Raw genomic sequence first — 21,654 nt, 5'->3', positions numbered from 1 at the left:
GCAGACTTATGATTGCGGTACTTTTTGAGGCCGACGCCTTACCAGAAGCACAGGAAAGATATCTTCAGCTGGCGGCCGGGCTGACGCCTTTGCTTTCAGACACGCCGGGGTTTATTGCCATTGAGCGCTTTCAGAGCCTGAGTACGCCCGGCAAAATCCTCTCGCTATCCTGGTGGGAAGATGAAGCCTCGGTGGCCAACTGGCAGCAAAATGAGCGGCATCTGGCTGCCCAGCGCGAAGGCAAAGCATCGATTTTTTCATATTACAGAATACGCGTAGCCCGCGTGTTCCGGGATTACGCATCGGATCGGGGAGCACAGTCAGATGTATGACATTCACGTGATTCTCAGCAACTCGCCGGGCTCGCTTGGCGCAATGGGTAAGGCGCTGGGTAACAACGGCGTGGGGCTCGAAGGCGGTGGCGTATTCACCACGCCTGATGCCGGACATGCGCATTTTCTGGTGGAAGACGGTGAGAAAGCCCGCAGGGTGCTGACCGAGGCCGGCTTTACGGTCAGCAATGTATGCCGTCCTCTGATACGAAAGTTACCTCAGGAACGACCAGGGGAACTGGGAGACATCGCAGACACCCTGGCCCATAATGGTATTAATATTCTGGTACAGTACAGCGACCACCGTAACCGGCTCATTCTCCTTACCGATGATGACGCCCGGGCAGCGGAAGTGACCAAAAAATGGGCCATACTTTCTGAATGAATCTCCTGAAACCGCAGCAAGACAGTGAGCCAGAGGAGGCGCTGGAAACCGCTATGGCGATGGTGGCCTCCGCCCTCTCTGACTCGTCAAGGGTCAGTATTCTGTGCGCGCTGATGGACGGGCGCGCATGGACGGCAACCGAACTCAGTACGGTCGCCGAGGTGTCCGCCTCCACCACCAGCGGCCATCTTGCCCGGCTGCTCAGCAACGGGCTGGTGGTGTGTCTCGCGCAGGGGCGCCACCGCTATTACCGCCTGGCGGGCTCGCATATTGCCGGGCTGCTGGAAAACCTGATGGGCGTCTCTATGCTGGCGCATAAGACGCTTCTCCCCAGCACGCCGGTTAATCTTCGTTACGCACGCACCTGCTACGACCATCTGGCGGGCGAGCTGGCGGTGAATATTTATGAGTATATGCTGCGGGAAAAATGGCTGGCGGCAGATGGCCTGGCCCTGACGTCAGCCGGTAAAACCCAGCTTGAACGCCTTGGCGCAGTACTGAACGCCCGCCCACGGCGTAAGCCCTGCTGCCCCTGTCTCGACTGGAGCGAAAGACGTTTTCATCTGGGAGGCGACGCCGGCTCGGCGCTAATGACGCTGTTCCTGCAAAAAGGATGGATAACGCGCGCACCGGGATATCGGGAAGTACAAGTGACGGATAGCGGCAAAGCGGCGCTGTCCCGGCTGTTTAATCTGAAAGTGCGCGGATAGCCTGAGTTTAGGCTACAGCACATTTTCGCCGAACGGCCCCGGTTTAAGCCGGTCGGGCCATCAGCATGACGCCTGGCGTGCAATCCGTTTTCATGCGAGCTCTTACGGCAAATGGATCTCTCCCTGTCATGAGGTATATAGCTTTGTTGAACGTTGCGCTGCGGGACATTCGCCATCGCCTAATGCTTCAAGCGTCCGGCAGATTAATTGCCTGAAGGCGAAAAAAAGCGGGAGCCCATCGGCTCCCGCTTTTACTTAATCCACCAACGGGATTACATGTTCGCGATAATCGCGTCGCCAAACTCTGAACATTTCAGCAGCTTAGCGCCTTCCATCAGACGTTCGAAGTCATAGGTCACGGTCTTGGCGGCGATAGCGCCTTCCATACCTTTGACGATCAGGTCTGCGGCTTCGAACCACTGCATGTGGCGCAGCATCATCTCTGCGGACAGGATGATGGAGCCCGGGTTCACTTTGTCCTGGCCGGCATACTTCGGCGCAGTACCGTGAGTCGCTTCGAACAGCGCGCACTCGTCACCGATGTTGGCGCCCGGGGCGATACCGATACCGCCAACCTGCGCCGCCAGGGCGTCAGAGATATAGTCGCCGTTCAGGTTCATACAGGCGATAACGTCGTATTCCGCCGGACGCAGCAGGATCTGCTGCAGGAACGCATCGGCGATCACGTCTTTCACCACGATCTCTTTGCCGGTGTTCGGGTTCTTGATTTTCACCCAAGGACCGCCGTCGATCAGCTCGCCGCCGAACTCTTCGCGAGCCAGCTGGTAGCCCCAGTCTTTGAACGCGCCTTCGGTGAACTTCATGATGTTGCCTTTGTGCACCAGAGTGACGGAATCACGATCGTTGGTGATCGCGTATTCAATCGCGGCGCGCACCAGGCGTTTGGTGCCTTCTTCAGAGCACGGCTTGATGCCGATGCCGCAATGTTCCGGGAAGCGAATTTTCTTCACACCCATCTCATCGCGCAGGAATTTGATGACTTTGTCTGCTTCCGCAGAGTCGGCTTTCCACTCGATACCGGCATAGATATCTTCTGAGTTTTCACGGAAGATAACCATATCGGTCAGTTCAGGGTGCTTAACCGGGCTCGGGGTGCCCTGGTAGTAACGTACCGGACGCAGGCAGACGTAGAGGTCCAGCTCCTGGCGCAGCGCCACGTTCAGAGAACGGATGCCGCCGCCGACTGGGGTGGTCAGAGGACCTTTGATAGCAACGCGGTAGTCACGAATCAGATCGAGGGTTTCAGCTGGCAGCCAGACGTCCTGGCCATAGACGTGGGTTGATTTCTCACCGGTGTAAACTTCCATCCAGGAAATTTTACGCTCGCCCTTATAGGCTTTCTCAACGGCGGCATCAACCACTTTCAGCATCGCTGGGGTAACGTCAACGCCGATACCGTCACCTTCAATGAACGGGATAATCGGATTGTGAGGGACGTTCAGTTTGCCGTTTTGCAGGGTGATTTTTTGACCTTCCGCCGGAACTACTACTTTGCTTTCCATTAACCTCTCCTTCGAGCGCTTCTGGTTCTGCTCTTCCCTCTTCACGCGAGCCTGGTGTTGGCTGAGTCGGCCAGCTTCGGCGTACCGGGTCTTCCCGCTCACCGGAGCTATCGCGTCCGTGTCGCCTTCCTGCCTGTAGTGCGAATCGGTTTGAGCAATTTTTTGTTAATAATTTGTAATGAGCATGTCAATACTACCTGAATGTTTGCGTCCATGAAAGGCATTCGTAATTAGGCTATAATGCGGCAATTGATAAAGCCTGAAAATACCATGCAGAAAACTTCATTTAGAAAACATCGCGTTGAGCGATTCAGCACACAACAAGTCACCAGACAACGTAAAGAACGCCAGCCAAAAACTGTGATCTTGTTCAATAAACCCTATGATGTGTTGCCGCAATTTACCGATGAAGCCGGGCGCAGCACGCTAAAAGATTTTATTCCGGTGGCGGGCGTTTACGCCGCAGGTCGGCTCGATCGCGACAGCGAAGGCCTGCTGGTGCTGACCAACGACGGCGCGCTGCAGGCGAAGCTGACCCAGCCGGGTAAGCGCACCGGCAAGATCTACTATGTTCAGGTGGAAGGCGAACCCACGCCCGAGGCGCTGACCGCCTTGCGCGACGGCGTCACCCTTAACGACGGCCCCACCCTGCCTGCCGGCGTAGAACTTGTCGAGGAGCCCGTCTGGCTGTGGCCGCGCAACCCGCCGATTCGTGAGCGCAAATCGATTTCCACCCGCTGGTTGAAAATCACGCTCTACGAGGGACGCAACCGCCAGGTGCGCCGGATGACCGCCCACGTCGGCTTCCCCACCCTGCGGCTGATCCGCTACGCCATGGGCGGCTATACCCTCGACGGACTGGCCAACGGCGACTGGCGCAAAGCCGAATAACTGAAAAAGGAAAAGCGATGTTTAAACCTCATGTCACCGTTGCCTGCGTGGTTCACGCCCAGGATAAATTTCTCATCGTCGAAGAGACCATTAACAGCAAAGCGCTGTGGAACCAGCCGGCCGGCCATCTCGAGGCCAATGAAACGCTGCTGCAGGCCGCCGAACGTGAACTGTGGGAAGAGACCGGCATTCGCGCCACGCCGCAGCACTTCATCCGCATGCATCAGTGGCTGGCTCCCGATAACACGCCGTTTCTGCGCTTCCTGTTCGCCATCGAACTTAGCGATCTGTGCGCCACTGAACCACACGACAGCGATATCGATCGCTGCCTGTGGCTCAGTGCTGAGGAAATTCTTAACGCGCCGAACCTGCGCTCGCCGCTGGTTGCCGAAAGCATTCGCTGCTACCTGCAGGACCCGCGGCAGCCGCTGTCGCTGATTGGCGCATTTAACTGGCCGTTCACAGGGGGTGAATGAACGGTGAGCGCGTGCTAGAATACGCCGCCTCGAAGTTCAATGTAGCGAGTATTTCCATGTCAGAAAGCCAGAAAAAAGTGATCGTCGGCATGTCCGGCGGCGTCGACTCCTCGGTCTCCGCGTACCTGCTGCTGCAGCAAGGGTATAAGGTGGAAGGCCTGTTCATGAAGAACTGGGAGGAAGACGACGGCGAGGAATACTGCACCGCCGCCGCCGACCTTGCCGATGCGCAAGCGGTCTGCGATAAGCTGGGCATTGAACTGCACACCGTTAACTTTGCCGCCGAATATTGGGACAACGTCTTTGAGCTCTTCCTGGAAGAGTACAAAGCTGGCCGCACGCCGAACCCGGATATTCTGTGCAATAAAGAGATCAAGTTTAAAGCCTTCCTCGAGTTTGCCGCCGAAGACCTCGGCGCCGACTACATCGCCACCGGGCACTATGTGCGCCGCGCCGATGTCGACGGTAAAAGCCAGCTGCTGCGCGGCCTCGACGGCAACAAAGATCAGAGCTACTTCCTCTATACCCTTAGCCACGAACAGATTGCCCAGAGCCTGTTCCCGGTGGGTGAGCTGGAAAAACCGCAGGTGCGTAAGATCGCCGAAGAGCTGGATCTGATCACCGCGAAGAAAAAAGATTCCACCGGCATCTGCTTTATCGGCGAGCGTAAATTCCGCGATTTCCTTGGCCGCTATCTGCCGGCGCAGCCGGGCAAAATCCTCACCGTCGACGGCGAGGAGATCGGTACCCATCAGGGGCTGATGTACCACACCCTGGGCCAGCGTAAAGGGCTGGGTATCGGCGGCACCAAAGAGGGTAGCGAAGATCCATGGTACGTGGTCGATAAAGACGTTGAGAATAATATTCTTATCGTCGCCCAGGGCCATGACCACCCGCGCCTGATGTCCGTCGGTCTGATTGCCCAACAGCTGCACTGGGTAAACCGTGAACCGCTGCAGGGCACCCTGCGCTGCACGGTGAAAACCCGCTATCGCCAGACCGATATCCCCTGCACCGTTACCGCGCTGGATGAAGACCGTATCGAAGTCCGCTTCGATGAGCCGGTCGCGGCGGTGACCCCGGGCCAGTCCGCAGTGTTCTATTTAGGGGAAGTGTGCCTCGGCGGCGGAATTATTGAACAACGACTGCCTCTGCAGTCCTGAACGCGCGTTATTTCCGCCGGGACGAACCGCCCTGGCGGCTGACAAGGAGTATGTGTGGCGAAGAATTACTATGACATCACCCTGGCGCTGGCTGGCGTTTGCCAGGCGGCGCGACTGGTTCAGCAACTGGCGCATCAGGGACATTGCGACAGCGATGCCCTGCATGTGTCGCTGAACAGCATCATCGACCTCGATCCTGAGTCGACGCTGGCGGTGTTCGGTGGCAGTGAAGCCAATCTTCGCCTCGGTCTTGAAACGCTGCTCGGGGTGCTCAATACCAGCAGCCGTCAGGGCCTCAATGCGGAACTCACCCGCTATACCCTGAGCCTGATGGTGCTGGAGCGCAAGCTCGCCGCCAGTAAAGGGGCGATGGACACGCTCGGCAACCGCATCGCCGGCCTGCACCGTCAGCTGGAACACTTTGACCTGCAGTCCGAAACGCTGCTCAGCGCCATGGCGGGCATCTATGTCGATGTGATAAGCCCGCTGGGGCCGCGTATTCAGGTGACCGGCTCCCCTGCCGTGCTGCAAAGCCCGCAGGTGCAGGCGAAAGTTCGCTCAGCGCTGCTGGCGGGTATTCGCGCCGCGGTACTCTGGCATCAGGTGGGCGGCGGACGTCTGCAGCTTATGTTTTCCCGTAATCGTCTGGTTAACCAGGCAAAGCAAATTCTTGCTCATTTAACCCCGGAGTTGTGATCTATGGAATTATCCTCACTGACCGCCGTTTCCCCTGTAGACGGCCGCTACGGCGATAAAGTCAGCGCGCTGCGCGGTATCTTCAGCGAATTCGGTTTGCTGAAATTCCGCGTTCAGGTGGAAGTACGTTGGCTGCAAAAACTGGCCGCCCACGCAGCGATCAAGGAAGTTCCTGCTTTTGCTGCCGACGCAAACGGTTTCCTTGATAAAATCGTCGCCGATTTCAGCGTTGAAGACGCGGAGCGCATCAAAACCATCGAGCGCACCACTAACCACGACGTGAAAGCGGTAGAGTATTTCCTGAAAGAAAAAGTCGCTGACGTCGCCGAGCTGCACGCGGTATCAGAGTTTATTCACTTCGCCTGTACGTCTGAAGACATTAATAACCTCTCCCACGCGCTGATGCTGAAAACCGCCCGCGACGAAGTGGTTCTGCCTTACTGGCGCAAGCTGATTGACGCGGTAAAAGATCTGGCGACCCAGTATCGCGATGTGCCGCTGCTCTCCCGTACCCACGGCCAGCCGGCAACGCCGTCCACCATGGGTAAAGAGATGGCGAACGTCGCCTACCGTATGGAGCGCCAGTATCGTCAACTGAACCAGGTGGAAATCCTCGGTAAAATCAACGGCGCGGTGGGTAACTACAACGCCCACATCGCCGCCTACCCGGAAGTCGACTGGCATCAGTTCAGCGAAGAGTTCGTTACCTCGCTGGGTATTCAGTGGAACCCGTACACCACGCAGATCGAGCCGCATGACTATATCGCTGAGCTGTTTGACTGCATCGCGCGCTTCAACACCATTCTGATCGACTTCGATCGCGACGTGTGGGGCTATATCGCGCTCAACCACTTCAAACAGAAAACCATCGCCGGGGAAATCGGCTCCTCCACCATGCCGCACAAGGTGAACCCAATTGACTTCGAAAACTCCGAAGGCAATCTCGGCCTGGCCAATGCGGTCATGCAGCACCTGGCCAGCAAACTGCCGGTTTCCCGCTGGCAGCGCGACCTGACCGACTCCACCGTTCTGCGTAACCTCGGCGTGGGCATCGGCTATGCGCTGATCGCCTATCAGTCCACCCTCAAAGGGATCAGCAAGCTGGAGCTGAACCAGGATCGCCTGCTGGACGAACTGGATCACAACTGGGAAGTACTGGCTGAGCCGATCCAGACCGTGATGCGTCGTTACGGTATCGAAAAACCGTACGAGAAGCTGAAAGAGCTGACCCGCGGCAAACGCGTGGACGCGGAAGGGATGAAGCAGTTTATTGACAGCCTCGCCCTGCCGGAAGAGGAAAAAGTGCGTCTCAAAGCGATGACCCCGGCCAACTATATCGGTCGGGCAACCACCATGGTTGACGAGCTGAAGTAATCGCCCTGCCCCTCTTTCCGCCGGAAAGAGGGGCGTTTTATCGCCGGAAAGGGATCAGATCCAAACGTCGTTCACCGCCGTCCGCTCGCCGCCCTCGTGGCCGGTATTCAACACCCCGCGCGGCTCAATCAGCATCAGCTTCGCTTCCGTCTCCGCCGAGGTCTTATGTTCCACCCCGCGCGGCACGACGATCATCTCCCCGGCCTTCACCAGCACATGCCCGTCGCGGAAGTCCACGCGCAATACCCCCTCCACCACCATCAATGTCTCATCGGTTTCCGGGTGGCTGTGCCAGATAAAGTCGCCGGCGATGCGCACGACCTTGAACTGATAGTCGTTCATTTCAGCCACCACTTTGGGCTGCCATTGTTCGCTGAACAGGGAAAATTTCTGAGCAAGATTAACGAGTTGATACATGGGCTGTCTCCTTGTGATAAAGGCAGTCAGCATAGTTCGCCTCGCCGCGGTCACGCTTGAACGATTGTGCAACCTGAACCGCGCTAGCCGCGGATCGCCCGCAGCCAGCGGCCCGGAGAGAGACCAAAGCGGCTGATAAACTGGCGCGTCATGTGGCTCTGATCGGCAAACCCCGCGTCGGCGGCAATATCCACCAGACGCTCCCCGGCGCGCATCCGCTGGCGGCAAAAATCGAGCCGACGCATCATGACGTAACGCCACGGGCTGGTGCCGTACAGCGTTCTGAAATCCCGGCTCAGGCTCCAGCGGTCCCGGCCGCTGACCTGCGACAGGGTGTCGAGGGTCATATCCTGCATAAAACAGGCATGAATATACTCCCGGGCCCTCTCCGCCGCCTGATAATCAAACGCCTGGCGACGGGAACGTTGGCCGCCGACAACGGCCAGGGTCTGCGCCAGGTCGTACAGAGCATCCTCTTCCTCCAGCGGCTCGAAGGTATCCGTGACCGCTTTCAACAGCGGCTGCGCGGCGCGACGTAGCCGTGGATCCGCCGACAAGCCGTCGGGGATAAACGGTAGTGGCCTGCCGCCGAGTATCTTCTGGATCAGCGCCGGTTCGATATAAACCATGCGGTAGTGAAACCCCGCCTCGGTGCCCGCCTCGCCATCGTGTATTTCGTCCGGATGAAGCACCATCGTTCCGCCGGGCAGGCTGTGCTGGAGTCCGCCGCGATAGTGAAAGCTCTGCACGCCGGCGATCGTCTGGCCGATGGCGTAGGTATCATGCCGGTGCGGCTCATAGCCGTGGCCGCCGAAGAAGGCTTCGATGCGTTCCGTCCGGCTGGGCGATTGCGCCAGCCTGACCCAGTCCGCGCTCTGCTGCTGAGACATAATGGATAACCTGCGACGTTCTTGAGGGGTGATTCCAGCACTATTACACAAAAAATTAACATCACCAACCCGCTCGCCGTTCGCATCCTGCCGCTGGGCGTTTACTGAAATTACGCATAGAATGAAGGAGTTCCATGCAGTATGCGCAAAGGGCGCCGCCGAATGCTGGCCAGCCCGGGGCACCAGGGGCCCTTTTTATAAAAAGCTTTATTTAACAGCCGTTTATATTTTGCGTATATAATGAGCGTCAGACTACTATCGAAAATGCTAGGGAGAACAGCCATGCGCGTACTCGTGGTTGAGGATAATGCCCTGCTGCGTCACCACCTCAAAGTTCAGCTGCAGGAGCTGGGCCATCAGGTCGATGCGGCGGAAGATGCCAGGGAAGCGGACTACTATCTGGGCGAACATCTCCCGGATATCGCCATCGTCGATCTCGGCCTGCCGGATGAAGACGGTTTATCACTGATCCGCCGCTGGCGCAGCCACGACGTGTCGCTGCCGGTGCTGGTGCTGACCGCCCGCGAAGGATGGCAGGATAAAGTGGAAGTGCTGAGCGCCGGGGCGGATGATTACGTCACCAAGCCTTTCCATATTGAAGAGGTTGCCGCCCGCATGCAGGCGCTGCTGCGCCGTAACAGCGGTCTGGCCTCGCAGGTGATCTCCCTGCCGCCGTTCCAGGTCGACCTCTCCCGGCGCGAGCTGTCGGTGAATGACCAGCCGATCAAGCTGACCGCCTTTGAATACACCATTATGGAAACCCTGATCCGTAACCGCGGCAAAGTGGTCAGCAAAGATTCGCTGATGCTCCAGCTTTACCCGGATGCCGAACTGCGAGAAAGCCACACCATCGACGTGCTGATGGGTCGGCTGCGCAAGAAAATTCAGGCTGAATACCCACAGGACGTCATCACCACGGTGCGCGGCCAGGGCTATCTGTTCGAATTGCGCTGATGAAGGGACTGTTGCGGCATATCTTCCCGCTGTCATTACGGGTTCGCTTCCTGCTGGCGACCGCCGGGGTGGTGCTGGTGCTCTCCCTGGCCTACGGCATGGTGGCCCTGGTGGGCTATAGCGTTAGCTTCGATAAAACCACCTTTCGCCTGCTGCGCGGCGAGAGCAATCTCTTTTATATGCTGGCGAGATGGGAAAACGGCGCTATTGACGTCGACATCCCGGAAAACCTGAATATGGAAAGCCCGACGGTGACCCTTATCTACGATGAGCAGGGCAAACTGCTGTGGGCGCAGCGTGATGTTCCCTGGCTGGCGAAACGCATTCAACCGGAATGGCTGAAACGCAATGGCTTCCATGAGATTGAAGCCGATGTCGACAGCAGCAGTATGCTGTTGCGCAATAACCATGAGATTCAGGAACAGCTGGACGCTATCCGCGAACAGGGCGACGACTCTGAGATGACCCACTCGGTGGCGATCAACCTCTACCCGGCCACCAGCAAAATGCCTCAGCTCAGCATTGTGGTGGTCGACACCATTCCGGTGGAGCTCAAGCGCAGCTATATGGTGTGGAGCTGGTTTGTCTATGTGCTGGCCGCCAACCTGCTGCTGGTGATCCCCCTGCTGTGGGTCACCGCCTGGTGGAGCCTGCGGCCCATTGAGTCGCTGGCCAAAGAGGTGCGCGAACTGGAGGAACATCACCGCGAAAAGCTCAATCCCAACACCACTCGCGAGCTGACCCGGCTGGTCAGCAACCTCAACCGCCTGGTTCGCAGCGAGCGCGAACGCTATGACAAATACCGCACTACCCTCACCGATCTCACTCACAGTCTGAAAACGCCGCTGGCGGTGATGCAGAGTACACTGCGCTCGCTGCGCGGCGAGAAGATCAGCGTCGACGAGGCGGAGCCGGTGATGCTGGAGCAGATAAGCCGCATCTCGCAGCAGATTGGTTATTACCTGCATCGCGCCAGCATGCGCAGCGGCGGCACCCTCTTGAGCCGGGAATTACACCCGATCGCCCCCCTGCTTGACAGCCTGACTTCCGCTCTCAACAAGGTCTATCAGCGCAAAGGGGTCAATATCTCGCTCGACATCTCGCCGGAGATCACTTTTGTCGGCGAGCAGAACGATTTTATGGAAGTGATGGGTAACGTTCTTGATAACGCCTGTAAGTATTGCCTGGAGTTCGTGGAAGTTTCCGTGCGCCAGACCACCGACAGCCATCTGCACATCCTGGTGGAAGACGATGGGCCGGGGATCCCGCAGAGCCAGCGCCGGGCCGTTTTCGACCGCGGCCAGCGGGCTGATACCCTGCGTCCCGGCCAGGGGGTAGGGCTCTCCGTTGCGCGTGAAATTGTCGAACAATATGATGGAGAGATCATCGCCGGGGAAAGCCTGCTCGGCGGCGCCTGCATGGAGGTGGTGTTTGGCCGCCAGCAGATGGAAGATAAACAGAGTTAATCGTTGAGATTTTTCACGGCGCCTGCATCGCCAGGGCGCCGCATCCGTTATAATCCCTGTCAGACACCTGCAGTGGAATATCAATATGGATTATCAATTAACGCTTAACTGGCCCGACTTTATCGAACGCTACTGGCAAAAACGGCCGGTGGTATTGAAGCGCGGCTTCGCCAATTTTATCGACCCCCTAAGCCCGGACGAACTGGCAGGACTGGCCATGGAGAGCGAGGTCGATAGCCGCCTTGTCAGCCATCAGGATGGAAAATGGCAGGTCAGTCACGGTCCTTTCGAAAGCTACGATCACCTGAGCGAAAACAACTGGTCCCTGCTGGTGCAGGCGGTTAACCACTGGCATGAACCGTCCGCAGCGCTGATGCATCCGTTCCGTGCCCTGCCGGACTGGCGTATCGACGACCTGATGATCTCCTTCTCGGTGCCGGGAGGCGGCGTCGGCCCGCATCTGGATCAGTATGATGTGTTTATCATTCAGGGCACCGGCCGTCGGCGCTGGCGCGTTGGGGAAAAGGTGCCGATGAAACAGCACTGCCCGCATCCGGACCTGCTGCAGGTTGACCCCTTCGAGGCGATCATCGATGAAGAGATGGAGCCTGGCGATATTCTCTATATTCCCCCGGGATTCCCGCATGAGGGTTATTCGCTGGAAAACTCGCTTAACTATTCGGTCGGCTATCGCGCGCCGAATGCCCGCGAGCTGTTTAGCGGCTTTGCCGACTATGTCCTCCAGCGCGAACTGGGCAGCCAGCGCTACGCCGATCCGGACGTGCCGTCCCGCGACCATCCGGCGGATATTTTACCGACCGAACTCGACCGCCTGCGCGAGATGATGCTGGGTCTGATTAACCAACCGGAGCACTTTAAGCAGTGGTTCGGCGAGTTTATCACCCAGTCGCGTCATGAGCTCGACGTCGCGCCGCCGGAGCCGCCGTATCAGCCAGATGAGATTTACGATGCCCTGCAGCAGGGCGATACCCTGGAACGCCTGGGCGGCCTGCGGGTGCTGCGCATTGACGGCGAGGTATTCGTTAACGGCGAGAAGATCAACTCCCCGCACCGTCCGGCGCTGGACGCCTTGGCCACCCATCTGACGCTGCGCGCCGACCATTTTGGCGATGCGCTGGAAGATCCTTCTTTCCTCGCCATGCTGGCAGCGCTGGTCAACAGCGGCTATTGGTTCTTTGGCGACTGAGCCATCATCCTGCCCGGCGGCGCTGCGCTTGCCGGGCCTACGGGTTCCGCGCTCACCGGCTGAACCGTAGGCCGGATAAGACGAAGCCGCCATCCGGCATCTTGTCCGACACGCGGCCTTACCGGGCCACCTGAGAAGATTAATGCCCTTTGCGTGCCGCCGTCAGCTCGGCGATACGCACGATCACCTGCACCGCTTTCTCCATTCCTTCCAGGGTGACAAACTCATGTTTGCCGTGATAGTTGTAGCCACCGGTAAACAGGTTTGGGCACGGCAGTCCCATAAATGAGAGCTGCGCGCCGTCGGTGCCGCCGCGGATCGGTTTCATCTGCGGTTCAATATCGCAGTCCACCATCGCCTGGCGGGCAATATCGACCACGTGCGGATGGGCGATCACCTGCTCATGCATATTGTAATAACTGTCCTCGATCACCAGCTCAATATAACAGTCCGGGTGCAGTCCCTTGCCGACCTTTTTGGCGATCTCCATCATCTTGCGCTTGCGCGCCTCGAAGTGCTTACGGTCAAAATCGCGGATGATGTAATGCATCTCGGCCCGATCGACGCTGCCTTTCATGCTGGTGAGGTGATAAAAACCTTCATAGCCTTCAGTGGTCTCCGGCGCTTCATCGGCCGGTACTTCGGCATGAATGCGCGCGGCCAGCGACAGCGCGTTGACCATCACCCCTTTCGCGGTGCCGGGGTGCACGTTATTACCGACAATTTTTATCGTCACCGAGGCGGCGTTGAAGTTTTCAAACTCCAGTTCGCCGACCCCGCCGCCGTCGACGGTATAGGCCCAGCGGGCGTCAAAGGCTTCGACGTCGAAATGCTTCGCCCCTTTACCCACCTCTTCATCAGGGGTGAAGGCCACGCGGATATCGCCATGAGGAATATTTTTCGCCTGCAGGGTCGCCAGCACGGTCATAATTTCGGCAATGCCGGCTTTGTCGTCCGCCCCGAGCAGCGTTTTCCCGTCGGTGGTGATCAGCGTCTGTCCCAAAAGCTGATGCAGAACCGGGAACATCACCGGGGAGAGCACCTCATCGCCGATACCCAGCGCGATATCGCCGCCGCGATAGTTTTCAACAATCTGCGGATTAACGTTTTTACCACTGAAATCCGGGGAGGTGTCGACGTGGGAGATAAAGCCGATGGCCGGGATATCGCCCTCAACGTTAGCGGGCAAAGTTCCCATTACCGTCCCTTTTTCACTCAGCGTTACCTTGACCAGTCCCATTTCTTCCAGCTGCGCCTGCAACAGGCGTAACAGCTTCCACTGCCCTTCCGTGCTGGGGACCTGACGAACGCCAGGCTTTGACTGCGTGTCCAAAGAAACGTACTGCAAAAAACGCTCAAGCAATTTATCCATGTAGCCACCCTCTTCTTTTGTGACAACATTATTCATAAGCCAGAAAAGACAAATATTGCGTCAGGTCATTTTTAGCCCGTAAAGCGAAATTTAATAACGGAACCGACGTTATGGTGTAAAGGTAGACTATGCGGGCGTATCAAGGATTGGCGATTACCCTCGTTTGCCGTAGAATGCTGGCCCTTATTAAAAACGTGCAACCCCAAAGGTGGTTAATCACAAACCCCGCAGCGGCCGGAAATTTGCCGTTGCGTCTACATGGGACAGAGTCAAAAATTGAATATACAACCGCGTTCGCGTTCGCCGCTGGTGCATCTGGCGGGAATTCGCAAGAGCTTTGATGGTAAAACGGTCATCGACAACCTTAACCTGACCATCAACAATGGTGAGTTTCTCACTCTGCTTGGCCCCTCTGGCTGCGGTAAAACCACCGTTCTGCGCCTTATTGCCGGCCTGGAAAACGTCGACAGCGGACGGATCCATCTCGAAGATCACGATATCACTCATGTTCCGGCGGAAAACCGCCACGTCAATACCGTATTCCAAAGCTACGCCCTGTTTCCGCATATGACGGTGTTCGAGAACGTCGCCTTTGGCCTGCGGATGCAGAAAACCCCGGCGGCGGAAATCACCCCACGGGTGATGGATGCCTTAAAGATGGTGCAGCTGGAGGCGTTTGCCCAGCGCAAACCACACCAGCTCTCCGGCGGCCAGCAGCAGCGCGTGGCCATCGCCCGCGCGGTGGTCAACAAACCGCGTCTGCTGCTGCTCGATGAGTCTCTTTCGGCACTGGATTACAAGCTGCGCAAGCAGATGCAGAACGAATTGAAAGCGCTGCAGCGTAAGCTCGGGATCACCTTCGTCTTCGTCACCCACGATCAGGAAGAGGCTCTGACCATGTCCGATCGCATCGTGGTGATGCGTGATGGCAAAATCGAACAGGACGGCACCCCGCGAGAGATCTACGAAGAGCCGAAGAACCTGTTTGTCGCCAGCTTTATCGGCGAGATCAATATCTTTGACGCCACGGTAATTGAACGTCTCGACGAACAGCGCGTGCGCGCCAGCGTTGAAGGACGGGAATGCAACATCACCGTCAATTTTGCCGTGGAGGCCGGCCAGCGTCTGCATGTCCTGCTGCGCCCGGAAGATCTGCGCGTCGACGAGATCCACCATAACAGCGACGCCGATGGCCTGATCGGCTATGTCCGCGAGCGCAACTATAAAGGCATGACTCTGGAGTCGGTGGTGGAACTGGAGAACGGCAAAATGGTGATGGTCAGCGAGTTCTTTAACGAAGACGACCCGGATTTCGACCACTCTCTTGACCAGAAAATGTCTATCAATTGGGTGGAAAGCTGGGAGGTGGTGCTGGCCGATGAAGAACACCAGTAAATTCCAGAATGTGGTGATCGCCACTATCGTCGGTTGGCTGGTGCTGTTTGTCTTCCTGCCCAACCTGATGATCATCGCCACCAGCTTTTTGACCCGCGACGATGCCAACTTCGTCAAACTGGTCTTCACGCTGGATAACTATTCGCGGCTACTGGATCCGCTCTATTATGACGTTCTGCTGCATTCGCTAAACATGGCGCTGCTGGCGACCCTCGCCTGCCTGGCGCTGGGCTATCCGTTTGCGTGGTTCCTCGCCCGGCTGCCGCAGAAGGTACGGCCCCTGCTGCTGTTCCTGCTGATCGTCCCTTTTTGGACCAACTCGTTGATCCGCATCTACGGGCTGAAGATTTTCCTCAGCACTAAAGGTTACCTGAACGAGTTTCTGCTGTGGCTGGGGGTGATCGACACCCCGATACGCATTATGTTCACCCACTCGGCGGTGATCATCGGCCTGGTGTACATCCTGCTGCCGTTTATGGTGATGCCGCTCTACTCCAGCATTGAGAAACTGGATCGCCCGCTGCTGGAAGCGGCGAAAGATCTCGGCGCCAGCAAGCTGCAGACCTTTATCCGCATTATCATCCCGCTGACCATGCCGGGGATCATCGCCGGCTGTCTGCTGGTGATGCTGCCGGCGATGGGGTTGTTCTACGTTTCCGACCTGATGGGCGGCGCCAAGAACCTGCTGATCGGCAACGTGATCAAAAGCCAGTTCCTCAATATCCGCGACTGGCCGTTCGGCGCGGCAACCAGCATTACCTTAACCCTGGTGATGGGCCTGATGCTGTTGATTTACTGGCGCGCGGCGCGCCTGCTGAATAAAAAGGTGGAGCTGGAATGATCGGTCGACTGCTGCGCGGCGGCTTTATGACCGCCATCTACGCGTATCTCTACATCCCTATTATTATTCTGATCGTTAACTCGTTTAACCGGTCGCGCTTCGGCATCAACTGGCAGGGGTTCACCACCGACTGGTATAGCCTGCTGATGAACAACGATAGCCTGCTGCAGGCCGCCCAGCACTCGCTGACCATGGCGGTGCTGTCGGCGACCTTCGCCACCCTTATCGGCTCGCTGACCGCCGTGGCGCTGTACCGTTACCGCTTTCGCGGCAAACCGTTTGTCAGCGGCATGCTGTTTGTGGTGATGATGTCGCCAGATATTGTGATGGCCATCTCTCTGCTGGTGCTGTTTATGCTGATCGGCGTCCAGCTTGGTTTCTGGTCGCTGCTGTTTTCGCATATCACCTTCTGCCTGCCGTTTGTGGTGGTCACCGTTTACTCCCGCCTGAAAGGCTTTGACGTGCGGATGCTGGAGGCGGCGAAAGATCTGGGCGCCAGCGAGATGACCATCCTGCGCAAAATTATCCTGCCGCTGGCCCTGCCGGCGGTAGCCGCTGGGTGGTTGCTGAGCTTCACCCTGTCGATGGATGACGTGGTAGTCTCCTCGTTCGTGACCGGTCCGGGGTATGAAATCCTGCCACTGAAGATCTATTCGATGGTCAAGGTTGGCGTTTCGCCAGAGGTGAACGCCCTGGCCACGATTTTGTTGGTTCTGTCGCTGGTGATGGTCATCGCCAGTCAGTTAATTGCACGTGATAAAACTCAGGGGACGTTAAAATGAAAAAATGGTCACGCCACCTGCTCGCGGCGAGCGCTCTGGCAATCGGCATGGGCGCTGCGCACGCGGACGATAGCAAAACGCTCTATTTCTATAACTGGACCGAGTATGTGCCGCCGGGCCTGCTGGAGCAGTTCACCAAAGAGACCGGCATCAAGGTTATCTATTCGACCTACGAGTCGAACGAAACCATGTACGCCAAGCTCAAAACCTATAAAGACGGCGCATACGACCTGGTCGTCCCGTCGACCTACTTTGTCGACAAGATGCGCAAAGAAGGTATGCTGCAGAAGATCGATAAGAGCAAGCTGACTAACTTTAGCAACCTCGATCCGCAGATGCTGAATAAACCGTTCGATCCGAATAACGACTACTCCATCCCCTATATCTGGGGGGCGACGGCCATCGGCGTCAACAGCGAGGCGATTGACCCGAAAACTATCACCAGCTGGGCCGACCTGTGGAAGCCGGAATACAAAAGCAGCCTGCTGCTGACCGACGACGCGCGCGAAGTGTTCCAGATGGCGCTGCGTAAGCTGGGCTATTCCGGCAACACCACCGACCCGAAAGAGATTGAAGCCGCCTATAACGAGCTGAAAAAGCTGATGCCCAACGTCGCAGCGTTTAACTCTGATAACCCGGCGAACCCGTATATGGAAGGCGAAGTGAACCTCGGGATGGTATGGAACGGCTCGGCTTACGTCGCCCGCCAGGCAGGTACTCCGCTGGAAGTGATCTGGCCGAAAGAGGGCGGCATCTTCTGGATGGACAGCCTGTCGATCCCGGCGAACGCCAAAAACGTCGACGGCGCGCTGAAGCTGATTAACTTCCTGCTGCGCCCGGATGTCGCCAAACAGGTCGCTGAAACCATCGGTTATCCGACGCCGAACCTTGCGGCGCGCAAGATGCTCAGCCCGGCAGTGGCCAACGATAAATCGCTCTATCCGGACGCCGCAACCATTGAGAAAGGCGAATGGCAGAATGACGTCGGCAGCGCCAGCGCCATTTATGAAGAGTATTACCAGAAGCTGAAAGCGGGCCGTTAATCCCGCAGGGCGGAACCGCGGTTCCGCCTTTTTTTTGCTCTCACCTTAGCCCCGCAGCGCGCGCCAGAGGAGCGCCGGCAATTTGCGCCAGCGCGGCCGATGGTAAAAATCCACCAGCCGCTGCGCCACCGCTTCCTGCCCCCGGTGGGTGATGAACCAGGGCGGCAGGGGCATCAGCGTCAGTTCGCCATGCCAAAGACTACGCGGAAACGGCCGAAACGGCGCCTCAATCACCGTGCGCTCGGTTTTCTCCAGCATAAAGCTGTTATGCACCTTGCCCCGCCCGCTCTGAATATCGTCGAGCGTGTGGCCGGGAAACGCCCCCCACGGGCAAGGGGCTAACAGGAAGGCCACCCCGCTCCAGCAGTTGATCGCCACCGTGCCGTAGCGCAGCTCGGCGATCAGCGCATTAAAACGCTTACGTCCAATCGCTTTGCGGGTGCGCGGGTGGATCACAATATTGGCCCCCAGCGTGCCCTGCAGCCGCTGATTCGCATAGCCGATCGCCTGGCGCAGAAAGCTTTCCGCACTATCGGCCTCAAGACGGGTGACCGACAGCCCCGGGCCAAAGACCTCCTGCTGGCAGAACCCGGGATCATCGTCGGTATTCGCCACAATCAACGGCAGCGCGTCACCGCGGGCTATCTCCAGCGGCTGACGGGCGCGCAGGCGAAAGTCGGTCAGCCGGTTTTCAGCGCCGGGGTAGTAGTCCGGGCGGGTATTCGCGGCGATCAGTCGGTACAGCTGATTCAGCAAGGCCGTCGCAGGCTCCCAGCCTTGCTGCAGGATCAGCACCTGGCTGGCCACGCAGTTAAACCCGCCGTTGTTCATCTTCTGCGTCGCCAGCTGCTGCGCCTGAAAAGCGATGTCCGCCTCGCTCCACGGCCCGGGTACGATAATGGTGGGGCTGACGCCGCCCAGCTCCGAGGTCACCCGACGCGGGTTCAGCGGCGTCCCGGCGGCCCGACGCTGGCGAGCCGCTTCACCCTCGCCCCAGACGATGACGTCATGGGTGTCGCGGGAGCCGGTGATATGGATCTCATCGACAGCGGGATGGGTGGTCAGCCACGCTCCCGCCCGGGCGTCGCCGGTGACGATGCGGAGCGCATCCATGGCAATCACCGGCGCCAGGGCCTGGGCCAGCAGATCGTGCAGATAATCATTCACCGGGTTGAGCTTCAGCAGGCAGACCTGATTCTCAATAAACAGCTTGTGTAGCACATCCAGTGGCGCAATCGAGGCCACATTGCCGGCGCCAAGCACCAGCGCCAGCTTGCCTTGCCGCGCGGCAGGCGGGATGTCGTATGCCCGCGCCGCATAGCGGTCGAGATGGGCCCGGGTGACGCCTGGCTGCATCCATATCTCAGCGCGAACACCAGACAGAAGCAGCCGATCCCAGAGCGTGCCGGGCACCACCCGCAGCGCCAGGCGGCCGTCCGCCAGCGTCCGCAGCGGGATCCGCCGCAGAAAGGTCTTCTCCTCCAGTTGCTCCAGGGTGGCGATAAGCCCGTTGCAGCCGACCATTAGCGCGCAGGGGCCCGCCAGCCACTCTTCCCCCGCCAGCGGATCGCCCGCCGGCAGCCCTTTGGCCGCCGCTGCCGCGGCCACCCACGCCGGGGCAATGCCGGCCAGGGCATCCTTGATCTGGCGCAGGAGCGCCAGACGACGGTTCACTGAGGTTTCCGCCCAGCGCTGGCGCGCCGCCGACAAGGCGTGCAGGGCCGCATCATACTGAGAACAGGTCGTCAGACCGGGTCGCGCATGGCTCATTTTCCCTCACTCATTAAAATCTCTCCGTAGGCCTGGCGCAGCTGATTTTTGAGCACCTTACCCGTGGCGCTGACCGGCAGCGCATCGACAAATATCACCCGGTCCGGGATCTGCCATTTAGGCACCCGCTTCTCAAACCAGCTCAGCAGATCGGTCTCCTCCACTTCGCCCCCTTCCGCACGGACGCACAGCAGCACCGGCCGCTCGTCCCAGCGCGGATGGCGGGCGGCGATGGCCGCCGCGCTGCGCACCCCCGGATGCGCGATGGCGATATTCTCCAGCTCAACGGTGGAGATCCACTCGCCACCGGACTTGATAATATCCTTTGCCCGATCGCTGATCACCAGATAACCATTGGCGTCGAGCGTACCGATATCACCGGTATCAAACCAGCCTGCCGCGGTCAGGGCGCTCGCGTCCTGACCATAGTATTGCTCTACCACCCAGTGCCCTCTGACGGGGAGATACCCCTGGCTTTGACCATCCCGGGGCAACGGTTCGCCATCCACGTCCACCACCTGCAGTTCGATGCCGAAAATGGGCCGCCCCTGACCGGCGCGCTGCTTTTGCTGCTCCTGTGCCGGGAGCGCGTCATGTTTGCTCAACGGTGTGTTGATGGTGCCGATGGGCGATGTTTCGGTCATTCCCCAGGCGTGGGTCAGCGCAATGCCGTAATCACGCTGAAAGGCCTCGGCCATCGACGGCGGCAGCGCGGAGCCGCCGACCAGCGCACGTTTAAATTCAGGCAGCCGGACCTCTGTCCGGCGCATCGCCGCCAGCAAGCCGGCCCAGATCACCGGTACGCCAAACCCCACCGTCACCTTCTCGGCGGCCAGCAGCTGCAGCAGGCTGTCGCCATCGAGGTGCGGCCCCGGCAGCACCAGCCGCGCGCCGACCATGGCGGCGATAAACGGCGTCCCCCACGCGTTGACATGGAACATCGGCACCACCGGCAACAGGCTGTCCTTCGCCGATATGCCGGCGGCGTCCGGCTGGTTGCCGCTCAGGGCGTGCAGGACCAGCGAACGATGGGTGTTCAATACCCCTTTCGGCCGGCCGGTGGTTCCCGAGGTGTAACAGAGCGAAGCCGGAGTCAGTTCATTGAGCTGCGGCCAGCGATAGTCTGCCATCCCCTGCTGCAACAGATCGTCATAAAACAGCAATGAGGGCAGCTGGCTGAGCGCCGCTTCGCTGCGGGACTCCATCAGCACGACGTGTTTCACCGTCGGCAGCTGTGGCAGCAGCTGTGCAACCAGCGGCAAAAAGGTCTGGTCAAAAAACAGCACTTCGTCGGCAGCGTCGTTGAGGATATATCGCAGATGGTCAACCGACAGGCGCGGATTGACGGTGTGCGTCACCCAGCCGCCGGAGGCGACGGCAAAATAGATCTCCAGATGGCGGCGGTTGTTCCATGCCAGCGTGGCGCAGCGGGCACCCGGCGGCAGCCCCAGCGACGCCAGCGCCGATGCCAGCCGCTGAGCACGGCTGGCCACCTCCCCCCAGCAGCTGCGCTCCTTCTCACCGCCAGTACTCACCGAGACAATCTCGGTCTTGCTGTGATACTGCGCCGCATGGCCGAGCAGCGCGGCAGTGGTGAGATCCTGATAAATCATCGGTGACGGCATGGCGGGGTCTCCTTTACAGACGTCCGGCGGAATCGAGGGGCGCGGCGCGATCGTGCGGGCGCCTATTGAATCTGGTCTACATTTGCCGGTCTGCACAAAAAAACGTACAGAAATCAGCGGTCACACACAAAATAGAGTGGGAAATGGTTCAGAAAGGAAAAGACAAACTCATGATCGGAAGATCATTACTCAGAGAGCGTATCGCCCGACTTCGGGCCGGGCGATAGCGGTGGGGATTTACAGCAGCGCTTTCGCTTTAGCAACCACGTTATCGACGGTGAAGCCGTACTCCTCGAACAGCTGCTCAGCCGGCGCAGACTCACCGAAGGTGGTCATGCCAAC

22 protein-coding genes are annotated in these 21,654 nt (G+C 58.6%); 15 read left to right on the top strand and 7 right to left on the bottom strand.

Features of this window, described 5'->3' with window-relative positions:
• Window positions 1–8 precede the first annotated feature (8 nt).
• Genes RRF55_RS23735 through RRF55_RS23725 form a run of 3 tightly spaced genes read left to right on the top strand, consistent with a single transcriptional unit; the run spans window position 9 to window position 1,427 of the window.
• Complete coding sequence (locus RRF55_RS23735) at window positions 9–332, top strand: antibiotic biosynthesis monooxygenase family protein (protein ID WP_008807712.1); 324 nt, start codon at window positions 9–11, stop codon at window positions 330–332.
• Window positions 325–717, top strand: coding sequence for an ACT domain protein (locus RRF55_RS23730; protein WP_023159861.1), 393 nt, complete (start codon window positions 325–327; stop codon window positions 715–717). Before RRF55_RS23735 ends, RRF55_RS23730 begins: the two co-directional genes overlap by 8 nt.
• On the top strand, window positions 714–1,427 hold the full coding sequence (locus RRF55_RS23725; RefSeq protein ID WP_032414785.1) for an ArsR/SmtB family transcription factor: 714 nt from the start codon (window positions 714–716) through the stop codon (window positions 1,425–1,427). Before RRF55_RS23730 ends, RRF55_RS23725 begins: the two co-directional genes overlap by 4 nt.
• 272 nt (window positions 1,428–1,699) lie before the next feature.
• On the opposite strand, the gene icd is transcribed toward RRF55_RS23725, so the two are convergent.
• Entirely contained in the window at window positions 1,700–2,950 is a 1,251-nt protein-coding gene (gene icd, locus RRF55_RS23720) for an NADP-dependent isocitrate dehydrogenase (protein WP_004150800.1), read from the bottom strand.
• Between the two features lie 240 nt (window positions 2,951–3,190).
• Between icd and rluE the strand changes: the two genes are divergently transcribed.
• Genes rluE through purB form a run of 5 tightly spaced genes read left to right on the top strand, consistent with a single transcriptional unit; the run spans window position 3,191 to window position 7,550 of the window.
• On the top strand, window positions 3,191–3,841 hold the full coding sequence (gene rluE / locus RRF55_RS23715; RefSeq protein ID WP_064153515.1) for a 23S rRNA pseudouridine(2457) synthase RluE: 651 nt from the start codon (window positions 3,191–3,193) through the stop codon (window positions 3,839–3,841).
• Window positions 3,842–3,858: 17 nt separating this feature from the next.
• On the top strand, window positions 3,859–4,317 hold the full coding sequence (locus RRF55_RS23710; RefSeq protein WP_023282363.1) for an NUDIX hydrolase: 459 nt from the start codon (window positions 3,859–3,861) through the stop codon (window positions 4,315–4,317).
• Window positions 4,318–4,373: 56 nt separating this feature from the next.
• Complete coding sequence (gene mnmA / locus RRF55_RS23705) at window positions 4,374–5,480, top strand: tRNA 2-thiouridine(34) synthase MnmA (protein ID WP_004150803.1); 1,107 nt, start codon at window positions 4,374–4,376, stop codon at window positions 5,478–5,480.
• Window positions 5,481–5,534: 54 nt separating this feature from the next.
• Window positions 5,535–6,176, top strand: coding sequence for a high frequency lysogenization protein HflD (gene hflD / locus RRF55_RS23700; protein WP_004140557.1), 642 nt, complete (start codon window positions 5,535–5,537; stop codon window positions 6,174–6,176).
• A 3-nt stretch (window positions 6,177–6,179) separates the two neighbouring features.
• The gene (gene purB / locus RRF55_RS23695; RefSeq protein ID WP_004176557.1) at window positions 6,180–7,550 is read left to right on the top strand and encodes an adenylosuccinate lyase; all 1,371 of its coding nucleotides are present in this window, start codon (window positions 6,180–6,182) and stop codon (window positions 7,548–7,550) included.
• A 54-nt stretch (window positions 7,551–7,604) separates the two neighbouring features.
• Here the strand turns inward: purB and RRF55_RS23690 are convergent, their stop codons facing one another.
• Window positions 7,605–7,967: a cupin domain-containing protein gene (locus tag RRF55_RS23690; RefSeq protein ID WP_004176558.1), complete on the bottom strand. Its 363-nt coding sequence runs from the start codon at window positions 7,965–7,967 to the stop codon at window positions 7,605–7,607.
• Window positions 7,968–8,050: 83 nt separating this feature from the next.
• A complete protein-coding gene (locus RRF55_RS23685) occupies window positions 8,051–8,857 on the bottom strand; it encodes an AraC family transcriptional regulator (RefSeq protein WP_004179353.1) in 807 nt (268 codons plus the stop codon).
• Between the two features lie 282 nt (window positions 8,858–9,139).
• Between RRF55_RS23685 and phoP the strand changes: the two genes are divergently transcribed.
• The 3 genes from phoP (at window position 9,140) to RRF55_RS23670 (ending at window position 12,484) form a co-directional block, all read left to right on the top strand.
• Window positions 9,140–9,811: a two-component system response regulator PhoP gene (phoP, locus tag RRF55_RS23680; protein ID WP_004150807.1), complete on the top strand. Its 672-nt coding sequence runs from the start codon at window positions 9,140–9,142 to the stop codon at window positions 9,809–9,811.
• The gene (phoQ, locus tag RRF55_RS23675; protein ID WP_439419179.1) at window positions 9,811–11,277 is read left to right on the top strand and encodes a two-component system sensor histidine kinase PhoQ; all 1,467 of its coding nucleotides are present in this window, start codon (window positions 9,811–9,813) and stop codon (window positions 11,275–11,277) included. The genes phoP and phoQ overlap by 1 nt, the downstream gene beginning before the upstream one ends.
• Window positions 11,278–11,362: 85 nt before the next feature.
• Window positions 11,363–12,484 (top strand): ribosomal protein uL16 3-hydroxylase, encoded by a 1,122-nt coding sequence (locus RRF55_RS23670; protein ID WP_004176560.1) that lies wholly within the window; start codon window positions 11,363–11,365, stop codon window positions 12,482–12,484.
• Window positions 12,485–12,623: 139 nt separating this feature from the next.
• Here the strand turns inward: RRF55_RS23670 and pepT are convergent, their stop codons facing one another.
• Window positions 12,624–13,856 carry a peptidase T gene (gene pepT, locus RRF55_RS23665; protein ID WP_032414783.1) on the bottom strand — a complete coding sequence of 411 codons (1,233 nt, stop codon included), beginning with the start codon at window positions 13,854–13,856 and terminating at the stop codon, window positions 12,624–12,626.
• A 258-nt stretch (window positions 13,857–14,114) separates the two neighbouring features.
• Between pepT and potA the strand changes: the two genes are divergently transcribed.
• The 4 genes from potA to potD are packed head-to-tail and all read left to right on the top strand — an operon-like array spanning window position 14,115 to window position 17,917.
• Window positions 14,115–15,251, top strand: coding sequence for a spermidine/putrescine ABC transporter ATP-binding protein PotA (gene potA / locus RRF55_RS23660; RefSeq protein ID WP_004150811.1), 1,137 nt, complete (start codon window positions 14,115–14,117; stop codon window positions 15,249–15,251).
• Complete coding sequence (gene potB, locus RRF55_RS23655; protein ID WP_064153512.1) at window positions 15,235–16,092, top strand: spermidine/putrescine ABC transporter permease PotB; 858 nt, start codon at window positions 15,235–15,237, stop codon at window positions 16,090–16,092. Before potA ends, potB begins: the two co-directional genes overlap by 17 nt.
• Window positions 16,089–16,874: a spermidine/putrescine ABC transporter permease PotC gene (potC, locus tag RRF55_RS23650; protein WP_004150813.1), complete on the top strand. Its 786-nt coding sequence runs from the start codon at window positions 16,089–16,091 to the stop codon at window positions 16,872–16,874. Before potB ends, potC begins: the two co-directional genes overlap by 4 nt.
• Window positions 16,871–17,917 (top strand): spermidine/putrescine ABC transporter substrate-binding protein PotD, encoded by a 1,047-nt coding sequence (potD, locus tag RRF55_RS23645; protein WP_004140590.1) that lies wholly within the window; start codon window positions 16,871–16,873, stop codon window positions 17,915–17,917. The genes potC and potD overlap by 4 nt, the downstream gene beginning before the upstream one ends.
• 45 nt (window positions 17,918–17,962) lie before the next feature.
• Here potD and RRF55_RS23640 read toward each other — a convergent pair whose 3' ends face one another.
• The 3 genes from RRF55_RS23640 to RRF55_RS23630 all read right to left on the bottom strand — a co-directional run.
• Window positions 17,963–19,687, bottom strand: coding sequence for an aldehyde dehydrogenase family protein (locus RRF55_RS23640; RefSeq protein ID WP_029602492.1), 1,725 nt, complete (start codon window positions 19,685–19,687; stop codon window positions 17,963–17,965).
• Window positions 19,684–21,312, bottom strand: coding sequence for a long-chain fatty acid--CoA ligase (locus tag RRF55_RS23635; RefSeq protein WP_439419178.1), 1,629 nt, complete (start codon window positions 21,310–21,312; stop codon window positions 19,684–19,686). Before RRF55_RS23635 ends, RRF55_RS23640 begins: the two co-directional genes overlap by 4 nt.
• Before the next feature lie 237 nt (window positions 21,313–21,549).
• Window positions 21,550–21,654: hypothetical protein (locus RRF55_RS23630; protein WP_223177868.1), on the bottom strand; the 105-nt coding region annotated here is incomplete at its 5' end.

Source organism: Klebsiella sp. K47, assembly GCF_051858335.1.
Lineage (GTDB): Bacteria > Pseudomonadota > Gammaproteobacteria > Enterobacterales > Enterobacteriaceae > Klebsiella > Klebsiella pneumoniae.
This window is presented reverse-complemented; position numbering and strand designations above follow the sequence as displayed.